This window comes from Terribacillus halophilus (genome assembly GCF_900162685.1).
Lineage (GTDB): Bacteria > Bacillota > Bacilli > Bacillales > Amphibacillaceae > Terribacillus > Terribacillus halophilus_A.
This window is the reverse complement of record NZ_LT727828.1, coordinates 406,124-424,692: the sequence shown is the minus strand read 5'-3', so window position 1 is coordinate 424,692 and position 18,569 is coordinate 406,124. Positions and strand designations below refer to the sequence as shown.

Here is an 18,569-nt window from a genome sequence, read left to right as displayed (position 1 = left end):
CCTAATCAGCTGTCTGGTGCAAAGCGTTTATAAATTTCCAAGAGTCGTTCCACGCCTACGTCCATTGACCAATGCTGCAGGCCCCATTCTCGTGCTTGCTCCCCAAGCTTCCTTCGGTAGTCATCATCTTCCAGCAATGTTTCAATTGCCCCCTGTAAAGCCGATGCATCCCCCTTTGGCACGATTAAACCTGTTACTCCATCTTCGACCATTTCCGGCAGCCCGCCCGCATCCGTCACGATTACAGGTTTACTGCTAACCTGCGATTCGATAACACTTAGAGGCTGGTTATCCATCAAACTTGGAAGCACACTAATATCCGCTAGTTTCAACAGAACCGGAACGTCCTCTCGCTTGCCAAGGAAAAGCACCTTATCCCCCAACCCCAAACTTGTCACTTGGGCTTGCAAATGCTGCTTTCGATTGCCGTCTCCGACAATCCAGCAAACCCAATCATCACGATCTTTTAAGGATGCTAACGCGTCAATGAGGTGATGAACACCTTTGAGTTCAATAAGTCTTCCCGCATAGATAATCACTTTTTTCTCTGGCGGTGTCTGCATTGTTGTCGGTTTAGATTGCTCTTCTTGAAAACGTTCTACCGAGAACCCATAATGCAGTTTTTCGAATTTATCTTCAGGCACTCCGAATTCTTCCACTAATATTTTCTGCAGCCATTCATTAGCTGTAATCGTCACCTCTGCACTAGAAGCTCCTAATCTTTCAATCTCATCAAAATAGGCACGGGCAAGATTGGATGTCGGAGATTTGTGGATGGTTGTAAGCTGATGACGTATTTCATGGGACACTAATCCGTGCAAAGTGGCGATAAGCGGAACGCCTTCAGGTCGTGCTCGATCTAGTGCCACCGTGGAAATGACGTCGTGCGTGTGAATGATGTCATAATCATCAAGCCCAAATTCTGCAGCTGCTAGTTCATACGTGTACCGCTGCACTTCTGTGTATTCGACTAGATGATTCAAATAAACTTTTGGGAAATTGTTTTTCTGAAGGATGCTATACACATAAGCAGACCAACGTTCCTTTGGAATGGTCTTCTCGCGCCCAGAGACTTGAATATACGTGTTCTCCCCGCCATAACCCATAATATCTACAGTATGGCCCAGATCCACCAGACTGCTTTTCAACTGGGAAAGATAATTCCATACCCCGCCCAAATGCGGAATGGACCAATATGTTGCTAACAAGATTTTCATTATATTTCCTCCCATACAAATAAAACGCCCATTGATAAGCCTTTAACAGTATATGGTGCAAATGAAAGCATGTGCCTGGCACAAAAAAGGCTTCCTGCCTCAGCAGGAAGCTCAATCAGTCAGGAATGGAAGCTAAGATATCGAGATCGGGTATGGTAATCCGGCTGTTATTAATAGAAATCGATCTGGTTCCGTCCGCATTCAACTCCGTTTTAAATCCGTTTATATGTTCTGGCTGGTATGGAACAGGAGTTGCTGGCACAAAATTTGGTACAGCTGCTCCCTGTGGTTCGGATAAAGGCACGGCTGGCTGCGCTTCTGTTACAGGCGCCTCCCAAGGCGTTGTACTTTCCAAACTTGGATTAACTGCCTCGATTGCCGGTGGCGTAATTATACCTGGAACAATTGCACTGCCTGCGATAGATGAGGTTGCATCAACTGGAGGTGCATTTACAGGTGACGGGACTTCTTCTGCCTGTTCTGTTTGCGGAACTGCTGCAGGAAACGTCGCCGGAAAGCCTCTTGTAGGTGAAAACGCGCCTCCCCAGATAGTTCCTCCTGCGGAAGGGCCCATTGCTCTTCTGCCATATAGTCGCGTAGTTATTTTATTCGGCACTTTCATCATCCTTTCCACAGCTAGTATATGAATATCCCTCGCCGTTGTTATTCCTGACAAGAAAAAACGTCATTACTGTGTATCTATCCAATCCCTTTCTAAATCTATCCATATACTAATCAACGAAAATACGCTTGTGGATAGCGGTTTTAAAGGAGGTTACTTGTGAAGGTTTTAACTGTCTTAGGAACACGCCCTGAAATCATCCGGCTATCTATCATAATCAAAAAACTAGATTTGCTGGCAGAACCGCACGTACTTGTTCACACCGGTCAAAACTACACCTCCAATTTAAGTGATGTATTTTTTGATGAAATGCACATCCGAAAGCCTGATTACATCTTGTCACAGAGTCAACAGACATTAGGCGAACAGCTGGCAACGATGTATAAAGAGCTGGAAGTCATTCTGAAAAAGGAGGTACCGGATAAAGTACTTGTGCTAGGAGACACCAACAGCGCTCTTAGCGCTTTACTCGCGGAACGGATGCACATACCTGTTGTTCATATGGAAGCAGGCAACCGTTGTTTTGATTTGGAAGTACCAGAAGAGAAGAACAGACGCGTCATTGATGCAATCTCGAGTCTCAACCTGCCTTATACACCTGGCAGCAGAGAAAATCTACTACGCGAAGGTCTTCCGGCGAATCGCATCGTCGTATCAGGAAATCCAATCTTTGAAGTGCTGAAGCAGTATGCAGCCAGTATTCAACAAAGTCGCATCTTAGAAGAACTCAAGCTGAAGAAACATTCCTACTTGCTAACAACCATACACCGTGCAGAAAACGTTGATCATCCAGATAAACTGCGGACGATTATCAATGGGTTAAGCGCTGCTGCTGAGAAACTAAACAAGCGCATGATTTGCAGCATCCATCCACGGACCCAATCAAAGATCAGTCAGCTAAACGATGTAACAGTGAGTCCGCTCGTTGAGTTTCACCAGCCGTTTGGTTTCTTTGATTTTGTCACACTCGAGAAACATGCACTGTTGGCACTGACCGACAGCGGAACGGTACAAGAAGAATGTTGTCTGTTCCACGTACCAACAGTGACAGTACGCAAAACGACGGAACGCCCTGAAACTGTCGCTTGCGGCAGCAATATCGTCTCTGGCATTGACGCCGCTGCGATTGAACGGTCCGCCATCATTATGGCCGCTGCTGCGAAAGATTGGGAGTTTCCCAAAGGATATGCTGACCCGAATGTATCGGATAAGGTTATCAAAATTATTTTAGGAGGTTTGGAGATTGTTTAAAGATAAAACAATTTTTATTACTGGAGGAACTGGCTCGTGGGGCTATGAGCTTGTCAAACAGCTGCTGCTTCACCGCCCAAAAGAGATACGCATTTTCTCTCGTAATGAATCCCACCAGTTTACGATGAAGCATGAGTTTGACAACAACCCGAAACTGCAATTTAAAATCGGTGATATCCGCGACCGTGAAGCATTAATCGAAGCAACAGAAGGCGTGGATTATTTATTCCATCTTGCAGCACTCAAACACGTACCAGTTTGTGAAGATCAGCCGCTAGAAGCGCTTAAAACCAATGTATTAGGAACACAGCATGTCATTGATGCAGCCATCCACCATAAGATCGATAAAGTCATTTACATCTCAACCGACAAAGCATCAGATCCTGCAAACTTCTATGGCCTTTCCAAAGCAATGGGAGAAAGGCTAATTACACACGCGAATACCCTTCATGCTAACACAACATTCGTATGTATCCGTGGTGGTAATGTACTTGGAACAAATGGAAGCGTCATTCATGTTTTCAAGAAAGCAATTCACCAAAAAGGAAAAATCGGCATCACAGATCCCGAAATGACACGTTTCTTCTTAACTGTAGAGGACGCGATTAAACTTGTATTTAAAGCAACCTTTGAAGCAGTCGGCGGGGAAATTTTCATCATGAAGATGCCGGCTATTAAAATTACGGATCTTGCAAAAGTATTAATGGAAGCCTCTGGCACGAAGGATATTGAATTTGAAACATTAGGTATTCGTCCTGGCGAGAAAATTCATGAGCTGTTATTAACGATTAATGAAAGCAACTCGGCAATTGTGTATGACGATCGCTACTTCGTTATTCTGCCCGATATCAAAACGGATGCAATTAAAGACCAATATAAAGGCTATAAAAAAGTGGAGATTACCGATTACAATTCCAGCCAGAACCTGCTTTCACTTAAGGAAATCCAAAGCATGCTCGCAAAAGGTGGTTTTATTTAATGAAGATACTTATCCTCGGCGGAAAGGGAATGGCGGGGCATGTAATGTACAGTTACCTGCGCAAAAAGCCGGATTACGATGTGTATTATACTTCCCGCGATCGAACGGATAAGAATAGTATCTATCTCGATGCAGTTGACACTTCTGCATTGGAACAGCTGATCAATTCACTGGAACCAGAGATTGTCATCAACTGTACCGGAATCCTGAATGAGGCTGCAGAGCAAAACCCGCTTTTAGCTTTCCGAGTGAACAGCCTGCTGCCTCATCAGCTTGCTGCTTTCATGAGTAGAAAACAAGGTCGCTTGATTCAGATCAGCACTGACTGTGTCTTCTCCGGTAAAACTGGGCAATACAAAGAAACGGACTTCCGCGATGGAGACTCCGTTTATGCACAATCTAAACAGCTAGGTGAAATCACAGCAGAACCGCATCTAACTATACGAACTTCGATTATCGGACCTGAGCTTAAGAAAGATGGCATTGGGCTGTTTCATTGGTTTATGAATCAGAACGGAAAGATTAAAGGATTTGAGAACGTTTACTGGAATGGTGTAACAACACTTGAGTTGGCCAAAGCAACAGACTTCTTCATTCAACAGCAAACAAGCGGATTATTCCACCTTTGCCCTGAAAATACAATAAGCAAACACGACCTCTTAATGCTTTTCAAAGAGGTCTATCAAAAAAACGACATCCACATTACCCCGGATGCCGCTCATGTGCTGGATCGAACCATTGTAAACACCAGAAAATCACCTGCATATGCTGTACCAAGCTTTCGTGAGATGCTGGAGGAGCAAAAGCAAATTTATCCGTTACTCGTATCTTGAATGCCTAAGTCCAGCAGCATTTGCTTAAACGAGCTTGCGTAGGAACTGTGACTGAACCTTTCCTTCACATGCCGGAGTCCATTCTCTCGAATATAAGTGCGTTGGTCTGTATTGACTATTAACTCTTTCGCTTCTCGAAGCGCTGAATCTGGATTGCCTATATCGTAATATTTCCCTGTTTGATTATGAATTACCGCTCGGCGTACGCCATCAGAATCTGTGGTTAATACGGGGCAGCTGCAGCTAATGGCTTCTATTACTGCATAGCCTGCACTTTCCACCTTGGATGTTGATAATAAAAAACCGCCTGAATCACCGATCAAAGAGAAGTAATACGGCATATCGGTATGCGGTACATCCGGAAAAATAGACACATGCGCACGCAGCTGCAAGCTGTCCAGCATCTGTTCAAACGCGTCATTCTCACTTTGTGTCGCCAGCGACGGATCATGGAACATATAAAACTGCAAATCTTGGCGATATTCTGTCAGCAGTTTATGAGCTATCAGGAGAAACTCCCGCCAGTTTTTATTGTCTTCTAATCTGCCCACCCAAGCGATGATTGGTTTTTCAGCTGCTGTTCCAGCCATGTACGCAAAGCTGTCCGTATCGAAGCATATATCAAACCCAAATGTAGGTGTTGTTGGATAAAAATGCTGGTATATATCTGCAATATGTTCTGTCATGGGGTGCAGCAAGCCGTTTGCATAACTGTTAACCAATGGCACTGCAAGCTCCAGTTGCGAGTAAGCAACTTCTTTTGGTCCGAATCCTTGTGATTCCAATATAAGCTTGCCTGTAAATCCTAGTCTTCGAAAACGGGCAAAACTCAAGAAATCAGATGTGACGATAGCCGCATCAAAATTATTGGCTTCGAATATCTGCTTGATGTCTGCATCTTCGTTTGTTATATACACCGGCGCTCCATGGTCATTTACGAGTTCGCGGCGTTTTTCATAATACAAAAAGTGAGCAGAGATGCCTTCCAACTCCAACGCAGCTCTTCTCTGTCGATTAAGCGTTTCCACGCCACCGCTCGGAACGTAAAAAACAAATAACACCTTCATGTTCTGCCTCCTTTACTAGGCGTACAATATCCATTTCATGCTTATGCTGGAGGCAGAAAAAATATGATATTTAGGAGGACGCAGCAATGCTGCCGAAAGTAACGATCATCATCCCTTTTTTCAATGATAAATATGTTCCTGTTGCCATTCAAAGTGCCTTAGAGCAAACGTACCCGAATATCGAAGTAATCGTGGTAGATGATGGATCTACAGAAGAGATTGATAAGATTCAGCCTTATTTAGACCAAATCACTTATATAAAGAAGGAAAATGGCGGAACGGCCACTGCACTTAACTATGGTATCCAGCATGCCACCGGAGAATATATAGCGTGGCTAAGCTCTGATGATATGTTTTTGCCGCATAAAATCCAGGTTCAACTGGACTATATGCTAGCCAATAATGCACCAGTCTGCTTTTCCAACTATCACCTAATGGATAAAGATAATCAAGTTTTCATTCCTTGGTGTGGCAAACGTTTCTCTCCTACGAATAATTTAAGAGAGGTTTATGAAACTTTCCTGTCAGTAAATCCCGTCAACGGATGCACCATTGTAATCCGAAAAGACGTCTTTGATACTACCGGGGCCTTTAACCCTGGATTCTTATATACACATGATTATGATTTGTGGTTCAGAATCCTGCTGAGCGGTTTTCGAATGCATTATATTGACCAGCCACTTATCCACTTTCGTTCCCATGAGGAATCCGGCACTTCCAGATTCCAGCCGCAAATCTTACACGAAATGAACACAATCGAAACACACTATCGCCCGATTCTAGAAGAATACTTGCAAAAACACCCTATATTTTAAAATGAAGGAGTTTGTCTTATGAATAAGAAGCAGTTAGCTTCATTAATTAAACTTGCCCCTCCTGGATACCGTATACCAGATATCCGACTCCTTCCGCTTATGGAACGGTACGGAAAAACAAACTAGGGAGCTAATATATATGAAAATCTTAATCGTTTCCTATTATCCGCTTCCTTATGTCGGAGGATTGTGGACAGTAGTACGTAACCTCCGCAACGAATTGACAAGAACAGGACATGAAGTTGATATCTTAGCTCAGAATGAAGCGATGACCGAATACCGGATAATTGGACAGAAGGCTCCTTTTGAAGTGTCCGACATCCAACCTCTTATTGAAGAAGAAATGTTAGCAACCTTTTCAAAGCTGGAATCCTATACCTCCATTTATTTAACGGAAGTCTTGAAATACAGTCTGGAATTAACCGCATTAGCACTGGACTTATCCAAGTACGATATTATCCATGCCCAGGATATCATTGCGGCTGCGGCAATTGCTCGAATAAAACCCGCGCATATTCCTATCGTCACCAGTATACATGGCTATCTATCAAAGGAAATAGCACTATCTATTAAGGGACGCCATCCGAAGATAGAACCTGCAGAACTGTATGAAAGCTTTGAATACCAATATAACGTACACTTGGAGCACATCGGCTGTCATGGTAGTGAGTTGATCCATACACCAGCCAATATTACGAAGGTAGATATTATGCAGCAGCACCATATATCAGAATCACGATTTGTTCAATTTCCTTATGGAATAGATATAGAAACTTTCCGGCAGAGTCCGCAGCAGTTGGAACTAATACCAGCTAAAAAGAAGCCGGTTATTTTGTTTGCAGGCAGAATCGTGCAAGTAAAAGGCGTACACATTCTTGTGGAAGCATTGAAACAGCTAAAAACAATCACGTCAAATTGGGAATGCTGGCTACTTGGCAGCGGCGATGCTGTTAAATCGATTAAGAATCAAATAAAGGATGCAGACCTGACAGCAGACATTAAACTTTTTGGCTCCGTACCAAACGTAAAGGGCTTTCTGGATACCGCTGATATCTTTGTTTCACCAAGTCTGCAGGATACACAGCCGTACTCCGTTATAGAAGCACAACTCAGTAGTCTACCTGTTGTAGTAAGCGATGCTGGCGGCTTACCTGAAATGGTGCAAGAAGGCGTAACAGGATTACTCTCAGAAACTGCTAATCCTGAAAGTTTGGCGCATCAGCTGGCTCGGCTTCTGCAAGATACCGCGCTTCGCCAGCAGCTGGGCCACCAAGCTAGGCTGTGGGCAGAGCAGCAATGGTCCTTGATAAACATGGGATACAATACTGTCAATTTATATAAAAAAGCACTCGGGCTTCCCGAGTGAGCATGAAAATCAATTCAACTGCCTTTGGTTGGCTGTCCCTTTCGCAATGAAGTACGAATCATACAATAAAATATCTTCATTATGAGAGGAGGGCATCACCTTGACCATACTTCTTGATGCAAGAACATCCCAGAACGCCAGTACGTCAGGTTCTATTTCCTCACCAATCGCAGCCGGCACGCCAGTTTTGTTTGGTCAAATTGGTCTAGTCGTAACAGAAGCAACATCCCCGATTCGAACACAGCTAAGCGGTATTATCTCTATACAGCTTCCCCTGCTTCCTTTACTGACTAGCGTGCAAGTTAGAATCGTACGAGGTACAGCACCAACAGATCCATTAGTATTCTCAGCTGTTTACAACCTAGACCTGCAAATACTGGGACCGCAGTCGTTTACCTTTAACGGGTCAGACATTAACGTTCCACCACCAGCAAGCGGGCAACTCACGTATACTGCGTTCGTCTCAACGAACATAGTTGGAGCAATTCGAGTAGGTCCAGAGAGCTTTAACGGAATTTCGTTTTCCGGGTAATGCTTCAAGAGGATGAGCAAATTTTGCTTGCCCTCTTTTCCTAATAGCCCTGCCTGTTCTGCCGCTACTCTCATATTGTAATGTAGAGAGGTGGTGAACTACATGGGTTATTACTGGCCAGATTGTAAGATAAAACCTAGACGCAAGTATATATGCAAGCAAGAAGACTGCTGTGAAAAAGAAGAGGATAAACATGCGTGTGATTGCGACAAATGCGATCACAAATGTGAAGGTGGCACAAGATGGGGTGCCTCATTCCTGACACCTCCTTCCCCGCCATTCCCTTATTAATAAATAGGTAACGGCATCTGTATAAGGTGCCGTTTTCTACATACATTATCATGTTAGAATGCTATTCAGGCAGGGTAAACAGATACCGTAATAACAGAGGAGGTACCATAATGAACCCTAATTATGAGAAGTGTATCCAAGCCTGTATAGAATGCATGGAAGCCTGCAACAGCTGCTATGATGCGTGCTTACTAGAAGATAACGTCAAAATGATGACAGATTGCATTCGGATGGACCGAGAGTGTGCCGATATGTGTGCGTTCGCTGTTCAATCGATGCAGCGGAACAGTCCGTTTGCCGAGCAAGTGTGCACCCTTTGCGCAGAAGTATGCCAAGCTTGTGGCGAAATCTGCCGCCAGCATGAAGCAAAACACTGCCAAGCGTGCGCGGATGCCTGCTTTGCTTGTGCAGATGCTTGCCGTTCCATGGCAGCATAATACAAAAAAAGACTGCCAACTAGAAATGGCAGTCTTTTTCATTATTCTGGGTATGCTAAGTTTATTGCTGAAGCCGTCTTGAAAAGGATTCGACCAGCAATACAATCGCTGCTGCCGCATGCAGGATCCAGCCGACAAAAGGAATCCAGCCAAGACAAGCTGCAACAATCCCTACAATACTGCCGGTGAGCGGTCCTTGAACTCGGACAGCCAGCAGGAGTGTAATAATATGCAAAACAAGCATGATAATCAATGGCATCCAGCCATTCGATACAATAATAATTGCACCTAAAACAGGAATTGCCAAGATCGCTTCCATAATACCAGTTATCAGCTTCATCGTTTTCGTTGCAGACATTCTATTCCGCCTCTCTATACACCTATTCCATTACTTACATATACGTATCATACAGGAAAATGTTTCATACGGAAAAAGTTCTATTCAACTAGCAGATTCTGTCGTATAATGGTACGTCTAGTTTTTTAAAATACGTATTAGAAACAAGGGAGATGACAATGACAAAGAAACCGATCATTCAATTCAACAATGTCATAAAGCAATACGATAAAGAAGCCACCATCTTAGACAGCGTCAGCTTCGAGATTGAACGGGGTAAATTTTATACCCTTCTAGGTCCGTCGGGCTGCGGTAAAACCACGATACTCCGTTTGATTGCCGGCTTCACAGAACCGACTTCTGGCGACATGCTATTTGACGGGAAACCGCTAAACAAAATACCTGCCAATAAGCGATCTGTGAATACGGTATTTCAGGATTATGCTCTATTCCCGCACTTAAACGTGTTTGAGAACGTTGCTTTCGGTTTGCGCATTAAGAAAATGCCGCAAAAGCAGATTGACGAGAAGGTAACAGAAGCTTTACGCTTCGTTAACCTTGCCGGGTATGAAAAACGGGAAATCAGCGAAATGTCCGGCGGTCAGCGCCAGCGTGTGGCCATTGCTCGCGCAGTCGTCAATGAGCCGGAAGTAATTCTTCTGGATGAGCCATTATCAGCACTCGATCTGAAATTGCGTACAGAGATGCAGTACGAGTTACGTGAGATGCAGCAGCGCCTCGGCATTACATTTATCTTCGTTACACATGACCAAGAAGAAGCACTGGCACTTTCAGATGAGATTTTTGTCCTGAATAACGGAAAAATTGAGCAAAGCGGCACGCCTACAGATATATACGATGAGCCAATCAACCGCTTTGTGGCAGACTTTATCGGAGAATCCAACATTGTTGATGGACGGATGATCCGGGACTATGAAGTAGAATTCACCGGCAAGCGATTTGCTTGTGTAGACCAAGGTCTGCAGCCGAATGAACCTATTGAAATTGTCATCAGACCCGAGGATTTGCATATAACAAGCGCAGATTCCGGTAATTTGCGTGTCAAAGTGGATTCCCAGCTGTTCCGCGGCGTTCACTATGAAATCTCCAGTTACGATGAAGCCGGAAATGAATGGCTTGTCCATTCTACGAGAAAAGCTGTTGTCGGCGAAGAAATCGGCCTTGCCTTCGAGCCGGAGGCCATTCATGTTATGCGTTTGAATGAAACAGAAGAAGAATTCGATAAACGATTAGAGGCATACAGCGATGGAGAATAAGACAACTCGCAGTCTGTATATGATCCCTTATGTTATCTGGATCGCTTTCTTTGTTATCGCACCAATTCTGCTCGTGTTGTATTATTCTTTCCAAGACCTGAATGGTGATTTCTCGCTAACAAATTATCAGAATTTCTTTACTCCAATCTATTTGGAGATGACTTTAAGTTCTTTCTGGTATGCGTTTCTAATCACACTTGTTACGCTGCTCTTTGCTTATCCAACAGCTTACTTGCTGACAAAGCTAAAACACAAGCAGCTTTGGCTGCTATTAATAATTGTACCAAGCTGGATTAATTTGTTGTTGAAAGCTTATGCTTTCCTTGGCATTTTCGGCACCTACGGGATGGCAAATAAATTGCTTGAAGCAGTAGGTATCGGATCCAGACAGCTGTTATTCACGGATTTCAGCTTTGTGTTCGTAGCCGTATATATTTTCATTCCGTTTATGATTCTGCCTATCTTTAACTCGTTGGACAAGCTGAATCCAACCTACTTGGATGCGGCAAACGATTTAGGCGCTTCCCGCTGGACGACATTCCGAAGAATTGTCTTCCCGCTAACAATTGATGGTGTGAAAGCTGGATGTCAGATTACATTCATTCCGGCATTGTCTTTGTTTATGCTGACTCGTCTTATTGCAGGCAGCCAAGTTATTACACTCGGTACCGCAATCGAACAGCAATTCCTTGTCACGCAGGATTGGGGCATGGGATCAACAATTGCCGTCTTCCTGATCATCTTTATGTTCATTGTTATGTTTGCAACTGGAACAAAAAGGAGGAGAGCACGTGGATAAGAGAATTTCTCCCCTGTCACGGATATTTTTAATTGTTATGTTTGCACTGCTTTACTTACCAATCTTTTATTTAATCTTTTATTCCTTTAACAGCGGCGGAACAATGTATGGATTTGAAAACTTTACGCTTGATTGGTATCGCGAGCTGTTTCAGAACACCAGACTGCTTATTATTGTGTTGAATACAGTTGTTATTGCGCTGCTGTCTGCTTTGATTTCAACGATTATAGGTGTGCTGGGTGCTATGATGATTAACAAGGTGCGTTCTCGCCGGGCGAAAGACAGTCTGTTGTCTTTGAACAATATACTTATCGTTAGTCCGGATGTTATTATCGGTGCCTCTTTTCTAATTTTGTTCACAATAGCAGGCTTAAAACTTGGCTTTTATTCGGTATTGCTTTCGCATATCGCTTTTAGCATCCCAATTGTCGTGCTGATGGTGCTGCCGAAGATTTCTGAAATGAGCCCATCTTTACTGGATGCAGCAAGAGACTTGGGTGCTTCTCGCTGGGAAGTCATGACCAAGGTAGTCATACCATATATTACTCCTGGAATATTCGCCGGCTTCTTTATGGCTTTAACTTATTCGCTGGATGACTTTGCCGTTACGTTCTTTGTTACCGGGAATGGCTTTACAACATTGTCAGTAGAGATTTATTCGTTAGCAAGACGTGGCATTTCCTTAGATATAAATGCGCTCTCCACCATTATCTTTCTTATAACAATGGTTATTGTGGTCATTTATTATCTAATTACAAACCGCACCAAGAAAGCACCTGATATGGAGGTGTTCAAATGAAACAACTTGTTCGTTTGGCTGTCGTAATTCTGGCAGTATGCGGTATCCTGCTTTTCACAATCTCTCGCTTGAATGCCTCGCAAGGTTACTCGGGCGGTAACACACTTACTGTTTATAACTGGGGAGATTATATCGACCCTGAAGTGTTAGACAGCTTTGAAGAGGAAACTGGTATCACGGTGATTTATGAAACATTTGATACCAATGAAGCGATGATGACAAAAATTCAGCAAGGCGGTACAAGCTATGATATTGCCGTTCCTTCTGAGTATATGATTGAAAAGCTGAAAGAAGAAGATCTGCTGCTGCCGATTGACCATAGCAAGATTCCCAACCTAAAAAATATTGATGACCGATTTTTAGACTTATCATTTGATCCGAACAACAAATATTCAATCCCATACTTCTGGGGAACAGTTGGAATCGTGTATAACAGTAAAAAACTTGATGGAATGAAGATAGACAGCTGGAACGATCTCTGGAATCCAGCTCTAAAGAATGAAATTATCTTCACAGACAGTCCTCGCGAAATAATAGGTATGGGTCTTAACAGCCTTAACTATTCGCTGAATGATACAGATCCGGATCATTTGCAAGAGGCTTATGATAAGCTAGTCTCTCTGAAACCGAATGTTAAAGCACTGCTTGGCGATGAGAACAAGATGCTGCTTGCATCCGGTGAAGCGTCTATCGGCGTTGTTTGGTCAGGCGATGCATCCGAAATCATGGGGGAAAATGCAAATTTAGATTATGTGCTTCCAAAAGAAGGATCCAATCTTTGGTTCGATAATATGGTCATTCCGAAAACGGCCAAGAATGTCGATGCTGCACATGAGTTCATTAATTATATGCTCGATCCGAAAGTTGCAGCAAAGAACACCGAGTATGTAAGCTATTCCACACCAAATAAGGAAGCATTACAATATATGCCCGCAGAAATGGTGAATGACAAACGATTCTACCCATCACCCGAACAAACGGAAAGGCTCGAGGTTTATGAAAACCTTGGACCGGAAAAATTGGGCCGTATGAATGAGTTATTCCTCAAGTTTAAAATGGAATAAGCAAAAGGCATGTGTCCTAGTGACACATGCCTTTTCGCTTTGTATTAGGACAAATCCGCTCCATCTGATGCAATTACTTTTTTATACCAATGGAAAGATTTCTTCCTGCTTCGCTCTAGTGTACCGCTCCCATCATCGTGCTTATCCACATAAATGAAACCGTATCGCTTCGAATACTCCCCAGTAGATGCGCTCACCAAATCAATACATCCCCAGCTTGTATAACCCATTAAATCAACACCGTCTTCTATCGCTTCTCCCATTGCTTGGATGTGATCACGCAGGTATTCTATACGATAATCATCATTAACACTGCCGTCTTCTTCCACTTTGTCATACGCACCAAGACCATTCTCAACAATGAACAATGGTACTTGATAGCGATCATACATATCATTCAGTGCAATACGCAGACCTAATGGATCAATCTCCCAGCCCCAGTCACTTGCTTGAAGGAATGGATTCTTCACGCCGGACATAATATTACCCTGCGCCTTATCTTCCTCGGATTTTTCCGCTTTTTCGGTGCGGGACATGTAGTAGCTAAAGCCGATGTAATCTACTGTTCCTGTTTGAATTGCTTTCAAGTCGCCTTCTTCGATCTCAAGCTCTACCCCTTGCTCCTTAAGGAAACGCTTTGCAAAGGCTGGGTAAGCACCGCGTACCATCACATCGCCGCAATAGTTATTGAACAGGCGTGCTTCTTGATTTGCATAAAATACATTTTCCGGATTGCTGTCAAAGGCATAAACAGGTGCATAAATAATCATGCAGCCAATCTGTGCTTCAGGGTTCACTTCATGGCAATATTGTACTGCTTTTGCACTAGCTACAAACTGATGATGAAGTCCTTGTGCAACAGACTGATACTTATGCTCACCAGGCTGGATGGAGAATCCAAGGCTCATAATTGGCATGATAAGTCCGCTGTTAATTTCGTTGAATGTCATCCAATATTTCACCTTATCTTTATAACGGTCCAACACAGCTTTTGCGTAGCGTTCAAAGAATGTGATAACTTCCCGGCTCTTCCAGCCGCCATATTCCTTTACTAAGTTAACCGGCATCTCATAGTGAGAAATCGTAACAACTGGCTCGATACCATGCTTATGCAGTTCATCGAATACACGATCATAAAACGCTAGTCCTTCTTCATTCGGCTCCAGCTCGTCACCTTTCGGGAAAATGCGCGTCCAAGCAATCGACATCCTGAATACCTTGAATCCCATTTCGGCAAACAGAGCAATATCTTCTTTGTAGCGGTGATAGAAATCAATTGCTTCATGGTTTGGATACGTATACTTATCTGTATCTATTTCAAAATTAAAGCCCGGTTCAGCCAATATGCGCAGACGCTGCTTACCACCTGGCAGGACATCTGCAATATTTAAGCCCTTATTTCCTTCATGGAAGCCACCCTCCATTTGGTTAGCGGCAGTAGCGCCGCCCCAAAGGAAGTCTTTTGGAAATACTGTTGTGTTTGTCATCGTTTTTCTCTCCTTCGCAAGTTAAGATGCTTCTTTTGACGTTGCATGTGGTACTGCTAAATCTATTAATGCCTCTCCAGTATGCACGGTCCCTTCAGCAAGCGCAGTAACATCTTCATACTCTGCAGTATTAGTGACAATGACTGGTGTAATTAAGTCATATCCAGCAGCCTGAATTGCTTCTTTTTCAAAGGACAGCAGCTTCTGCCCTTTTTGCACTTTGGCTCCTGATTCAATATGCGCTGTGAAATGTTCCCCATTCAATTTGACGGTATCAATACCTACATGAATTAGTACTTCCGCGCCATTTGAACTTTTTAAACCAATCGCATGCTTCGTTGCAAACACTGTAACCACTTCTCCATCTATTGGTGAAACAACTTCGCCTGCTGTTGGGAAAATAGCTGTACCTTTGCCCATAATCTCCTGAGCGAATGTCGGATCACTCACTTCCGCAAGCGGTCGAACTTCTCCTGTAAGTGGGCTTGCAAGAACTTCCGATGTTTTGTCTGTTACGGTTGCTTCTTCATTTTCAATTGTATTTTGTTCTGCAGTTGTTGTTTCTTCACCAGGTGCAACAACATCCTCGAAGCCAAGAACCCAAGTCATCATCGCTCCAGCAACGAAAGCTAACACAAGACCTAGCATTGCAAAGATAAATTCTGGTCCGAAAAATGTCGGTATACCCGGCAATCCCGCCATACCGGAAACGATATACGCTTTAACGTCTGTTAAGGCGTATAACACACCACCAGCAGCAGCACCGATTAAGGCTGCAATAAATGGCTTTTTCAAACGCATATTCACACCATACATCGCTGGCTCTGTAACACCCATTATCGCTGTCAAGGAAGTTGTAAAAGATAGAGATTTGAATTTCTTATTCTTCGAGCGCATAGCAACTGCAAATGCTGCACCAGCTTGACCAAAATTGGCAAGGAACATGGCTGGAATCATGTAATCATATCCATTTACCGCAATATTGTTTAGCATAATCGGAACTAATGCATAGTGCATGCCCGTGATAATAATAAGTGAGAATGTACCTGCTAAAAGAATCATGGCAATAATTCCAGCATTCTGGAACAAGAAGTCCGTTCCAGTGGATAAATAATTTCCGCCAATTGCACCTAAAGGACCTACTGCAATCAATGTTACTGGTACGACTACAAGCAACGTTAGCGTAGGAACCAATATTAGCTTTAGAGAAGCGTGCGTTATACGATCAACCCATTTTTCAACGTATGATGCAATCCAGATAGCCAACAAGATTGGTATTACAGTAGATGAATAAGTAGCTATTGTCACAGGCAGCCCAGCAAAGGAAATGTCTCCTCCTTCACTAAACATAGCAGTCAGGGTTGGATGAAGAATAGATGCCCCTATCGCAGCTGCAACATAAGGATTAGAGCCGAATTTCCGCGCTGCACTGACCGCAAGCAGGATTGGCAGGAAATAGAAAGCACCGTCTCCTATAACAGTTAGAATCTGATAAGTCTGGGAAGTTTCTTGCAGCCAGCCAAATGTAAGCAGCAATGCAGCAACCCCTTTGATCATCCCCGCTCCAGCAATCGCTGGAAGTATCGGTGTAAATACACCAGAGATAACATCAAAGATAGAGCTAATCACGTTTTTCTTTTCTTTCGATTCCCCTTCTGTATTACTTGATTCACTAAGCCCGCTGTTCGCAGTGATTTCTTTGTATACTTTTGGTACTTCATTCCCGATAATCAACTGGAATTGACTGCCGCTAATATTAGTGCCGAGTACGCCATCCACTTGTTCCAAAGCCTGCCGATCTGCTTTGCTGTTGTCATAAAGATTAAAACGAAGACGTGTCATACAATGAATAACACTTTGAACGTTTGACTCGCCGCCTACTAATTGCAAAATCTCTTCAGCTGTTTTACGATGGTTCATGTTAGACCCTCCATTCGGGGATAGTGTAATGAGGATAAAGGATGCCGCCTTTATCCTTTTTTCGTAGATAAGCCGTATTTGGTACACAAAAAAACCCAAACTACACCCCGTGCACAAAGTCGCCTTTGCTTAAGGAATATAATTTAGGTTTTGCCTGCTTATCAGTAACAATCCTAAAGGATAGTTGTATGCTGTTTTTGTATTACACTCATAATTTATCATGTAAGCGGATACTTGTCAACGCTTTCATAAATTATTTTTAATCCGGCATTACAGAGATAGTTTGCATTGTTCTAATATAAAAAACAGAATCTCCATCTTTAAACTGCGATATGATCCGGCTTCGCATCGATAAGAATACCACGGTAGCTGTCACCAAGCGATTCCACAACAACTCTTCCTCCAATTAAACCTTGAAGTAATTGGAATACATAAGGCTCTGCTGCCACCTGATTTGTTTGATAATGCACACCTATCCCCCCTTTATGCTTTACAACATATGTCTAGCAAGGATAGATGTGCCTATGCATTAAACATGCAATGCTTGTTTTAGCTTAGCAGCTCCTTCTTCCATCGCTTCACGCGCCTCTTCTACATGCGCTGAGAATCCGGCAAAACCGTGGATTAAACCTTCATAATTCCTAACAAATACATCAATACCCTCCTGCTGGAGCTTGGCTGCAAAAGCTTGTGCTTCATCTCGAAGCGGATCAAACTGGGCAGTCAATATTGCTGCTGGCGGCAATGTATGCAGCAATTCAGAATGAATCGGAGCTGCATGCGGATGAAGACGATCTGCTTCCGTCCGGTAATAATGCGATCGGAACCAAGTCATCATGTTCTTCGATAATAAATATCCTTCTGCATTTTCATTTAGCGATGCTGGTTCTTTACCAACGTACCCAGTAGAAGGATATAACAGCAGTTGGAAAACTGGCTTCTGTCCTCCTCTTTCCTCTGCCAGCAGACAAACGACAGTTGCTAAATTCCCGCCTGCACTGTCACCGCCTACGGCAAGCTTGCTGCCCGCAATCCCCAGTGCCTCTGCATGGTCTGCTATCCATTGAAACGCATCATACGCATCTTCTACAGCTGCTGGGAATCGATGTTCTGGCGCCAGTCGGTAGTCAACGGAGATAACGGTGCACGCTGCCAAGTTTGCAAGCTCACGACACGTTGCATCATGTGATTCAATACTGCCAACGACCCATCCGCCACCATGATAAAAAACAAGAGCAGGCTGTGTCTTATCCTCTGACCGATAAATTCGGATTGGCACTGATCTGTCTTTTAAATCAATTGTTTGATCTTCTACCTTAGCAACTTCTTGTTTTGGTCCATCGCTTTGCATTCTTGCCTGACTCCGAAACTGTTCAGGCGACACGTTTTCCAGCGATATTGGCTGCGCATTTACCTCTTCCAAGAATGCTTTAATCTTTGGATTTAATCCCATTGTTCGAACTCCTTCCCTTTCCT

The 18,569-nt window shown here is 43.4% G+C and carries 19 protein-coding genes; 11 read left to right on the top strand and 8 right to left on the bottom strand.

The features are described 5' to 3' along the window. Window positions 1-5: 5 nt before the first annotated feature. Both B1K52_RS06870 and B1K52_RS06865 read right to left on the bottom strand, forming a co-directional pair. The gene (locus B1K52_RS06870; RefSeq protein WP_077306651.1) at window positions 6-1,217 is read right to left on the bottom strand and encodes a glycosyltransferase family 4 protein; all 1,212 of its coding nucleotides are present in this window, start codon (window positions 1,215-1,217) and stop codon (window positions 6-8) included. A 115-nt stretch (window positions 1,218-1,332) separates the two neighbouring features. Next, entirely contained in the window at window positions 1,333-1,833 is a 501-nt protein-coding gene (locus tag B1K52_RS06865) for a hypothetical protein (protein ID WP_077306649.1), read from the bottom strand. A 165-nt stretch (window positions 1,834-1,998) separates the two neighbouring features. Here B1K52_RS06865 and wecB point away from each other — a divergent pair, with 165 nt between their 5' ends. From wecB to B1K52_RS06850, 3 genes are read left to right on the top strand one after another with little or no spacing between them, the layout of a single operon-like run. Beyond that, complete coding sequence (gene wecB, locus B1K52_RS06860; RefSeq protein WP_077306647.1) at window positions 1,999-3,090, top strand: non-hydrolyzing UDP-N-acetylglucosamine 2-epimerase; 1,092 nt, start codon at window positions 1,999-2,001, stop codon at window positions 3,088-3,090. Continuing rightward, entirely contained in the window at window positions 3,083-4,069 is a 987-nt protein-coding gene (locus tag B1K52_RS06855; RefSeq protein ID WP_077306645.1) for a polysaccharide biosynthesis protein, read from the top strand. Before wecB ends, B1K52_RS06855 begins: the two co-directional genes overlap by 8 nt. Next, a complete protein-coding gene (locus tag B1K52_RS06850; RefSeq protein ID WP_077306643.1) occupies window positions 4,069-4,902 on the top strand; it encodes a dTDP-4-dehydrorhamnose reductase family protein in 834 nt (277 codons plus the stop codon). Before B1K52_RS06855 ends, B1K52_RS06850 begins: the two co-directional genes overlap by 1 nt. On the opposite strand, the gene B1K52_RS06845 is transcribed toward B1K52_RS06850, so the two are convergent. Then, window positions 4,881-5,969, bottom strand: a complete 1,089-nt coding sequence (locus B1K52_RS06845; RefSeq protein ID WP_077306641.1) for a glycosyltransferase family 4 protein — start codon at window positions 5,967-5,969, stop codon at window positions 4,881-4,883. The two genes, B1K52_RS06850 and B1K52_RS06845, sit on opposite strands and share 22 nt — an antisense overlap. Before the next feature lie 86 nt (window positions 5,970-6,055). Between B1K52_RS06845 and B1K52_RS06840 the strand changes: the two genes are divergently transcribed. The 4 genes from B1K52_RS06840 (at window position 6,056) to B1K52_RS06825 (ending at window position 9,410) form a co-directional block, all read left to right on the top strand. Further along, window positions 6,056-6,784: a glycosyltransferase family 2 protein gene (locus B1K52_RS06840; protein WP_077306639.1), complete on the top strand. Its 729-nt coding sequence runs from the start codon at window positions 6,056-6,058 to the stop codon at window positions 6,782-6,784. Between the two features lie 139 nt (window positions 6,785-6,923). Beyond that, window positions 6,924-8,150, top strand: coding sequence for a glycosyltransferase family 4 protein (locus tag B1K52_RS06835; RefSeq protein WP_077306637.1), 1,227 nt, complete (start codon window positions 6,924-6,926; stop codon window positions 8,148-8,150). A gap of 100 nt (window positions 8,151-8,250) precedes the next feature. After that, on the top strand, window positions 8,251-8,682 hold the full coding sequence (locus B1K52_RS06830; RefSeq protein WP_077306635.1) for a hypothetical protein: 432 nt from the start codon (window positions 8,251-8,253) through the stop codon (window positions 8,680-8,682). A gap of 401 nt (window positions 8,683-9,083) precedes the next feature. Next, window positions 9,084-9,410 (top strand): four-helix bundle copper-binding protein, encoded by a 327-nt coding sequence (locus B1K52_RS06825; RefSeq protein ID WP_077306633.1) that lies wholly within the window; start codon window positions 9,084-9,086, stop codon window positions 9,408-9,410. A gap of 61 nt (window positions 9,411-9,471) precedes the next feature. Here the strand turns inward: B1K52_RS06825 and B1K52_RS06820 are convergent, their stop codons facing one another. Next, on the bottom strand, window positions 9,472-9,768 hold the full coding sequence (locus tag B1K52_RS06820; protein ID WP_077306631.1) for a hypothetical protein: 297 nt from the start codon (window positions 9,766-9,768) through the stop codon (window positions 9,472-9,474). Between the two features lie 158 nt (window positions 9,769-9,926). On the opposite strand from B1K52_RS06820, the gene B1K52_RS06815 reads away from it, so the two are divergent. The 4 genes from B1K52_RS06815 to B1K52_RS06800 are packed head-to-tail and all read left to right on the top strand — an operon-like array spanning window position 9,927 to window position 13,686. After that, complete coding sequence (locus B1K52_RS06815) at window positions 9,927-11,024, top strand: ABC transporter ATP-binding protein (RefSeq protein ID WP_077306629.1); 1,098 nt, start codon at window positions 9,927-9,929, stop codon at window positions 11,022-11,024. Continuing rightward, window positions 11,014-11,823: an ABC transporter permease gene (locus B1K52_RS06810; RefSeq protein ID WP_077306627.1), complete on the top strand. Its 810-nt coding sequence runs from the start codon at window positions 11,014-11,016 to the stop codon at window positions 11,821-11,823. The genes B1K52_RS06815 and B1K52_RS06810 overlap by 11 nt, the downstream gene beginning before the upstream one ends. Beyond that, window positions 11,816-12,622 carry an ABC transporter permease gene (locus B1K52_RS06805; protein WP_077306625.1) on the top strand — a complete coding sequence of 269 codons (807 nt, stop codon included), beginning with the start codon at window positions 11,816-11,818 and terminating at the stop codon, window positions 12,620-12,622. Before B1K52_RS06810 ends, B1K52_RS06805 begins: the two co-directional genes overlap by 8 nt. Continuing rightward, entirely contained in the window at window positions 12,619-13,686 is a 1,068-nt protein-coding gene (locus B1K52_RS06800) for an ABC transporter substrate-binding protein (RefSeq protein ID WP_077306623.1), read from the top strand. Before B1K52_RS06805 ends, B1K52_RS06800 begins: the two co-directional genes overlap by 4 nt. Before the next feature lie 44 nt (window positions 13,687-13,730). Here the strand turns inward: B1K52_RS06800 and B1K52_RS06795 are convergent, their stop codons facing one another. From B1K52_RS06795 to B1K52_RS06780, 4 genes are all read right to left on the bottom strand, one after another. Next, on the bottom strand, window positions 13,731-15,173 hold the full coding sequence (locus B1K52_RS06795; protein ID WP_077306621.1) for a glycoside hydrolase family 1 protein: 1,443 nt from the start codon (window positions 15,171-15,173) through the stop codon (window positions 13,731-13,733). Window positions 15,174-15,194: 21 nt separating this feature from the next. Continuing rightward, window positions 15,195-17,093, bottom strand: coding sequence for a beta-glucoside-specific PTS transporter subunit IIABC (locus B1K52_RS06790; RefSeq protein WP_077306619.1), 1,899 nt, complete (start codon window positions 17,091-17,093; stop codon window positions 15,195-15,197). Between the two features lie 320 nt (window positions 17,094-17,413). Continuing rightward, window positions 17,414-17,563, bottom strand: coding sequence for a DUF2642 domain-containing protein (locus B1K52_RS06785; RefSeq protein WP_256855859.1), 150 nt, complete (start codon window positions 17,561-17,563; stop codon window positions 17,414-17,416). Window positions 17,564-17,622: 59 nt separating this feature from the next. Then, window positions 17,623-18,546 carry an alpha/beta hydrolase gene (locus B1K52_RS06780; RefSeq protein WP_077306615.1) on the bottom strand — a complete coding sequence of 308 codons (924 nt, stop codon included), beginning with the start codon at window positions 18,544-18,546 and terminating at the stop codon, window positions 17,623-17,625. Window positions 18,547-18,569: the final 23 nt, after the last annotated feature.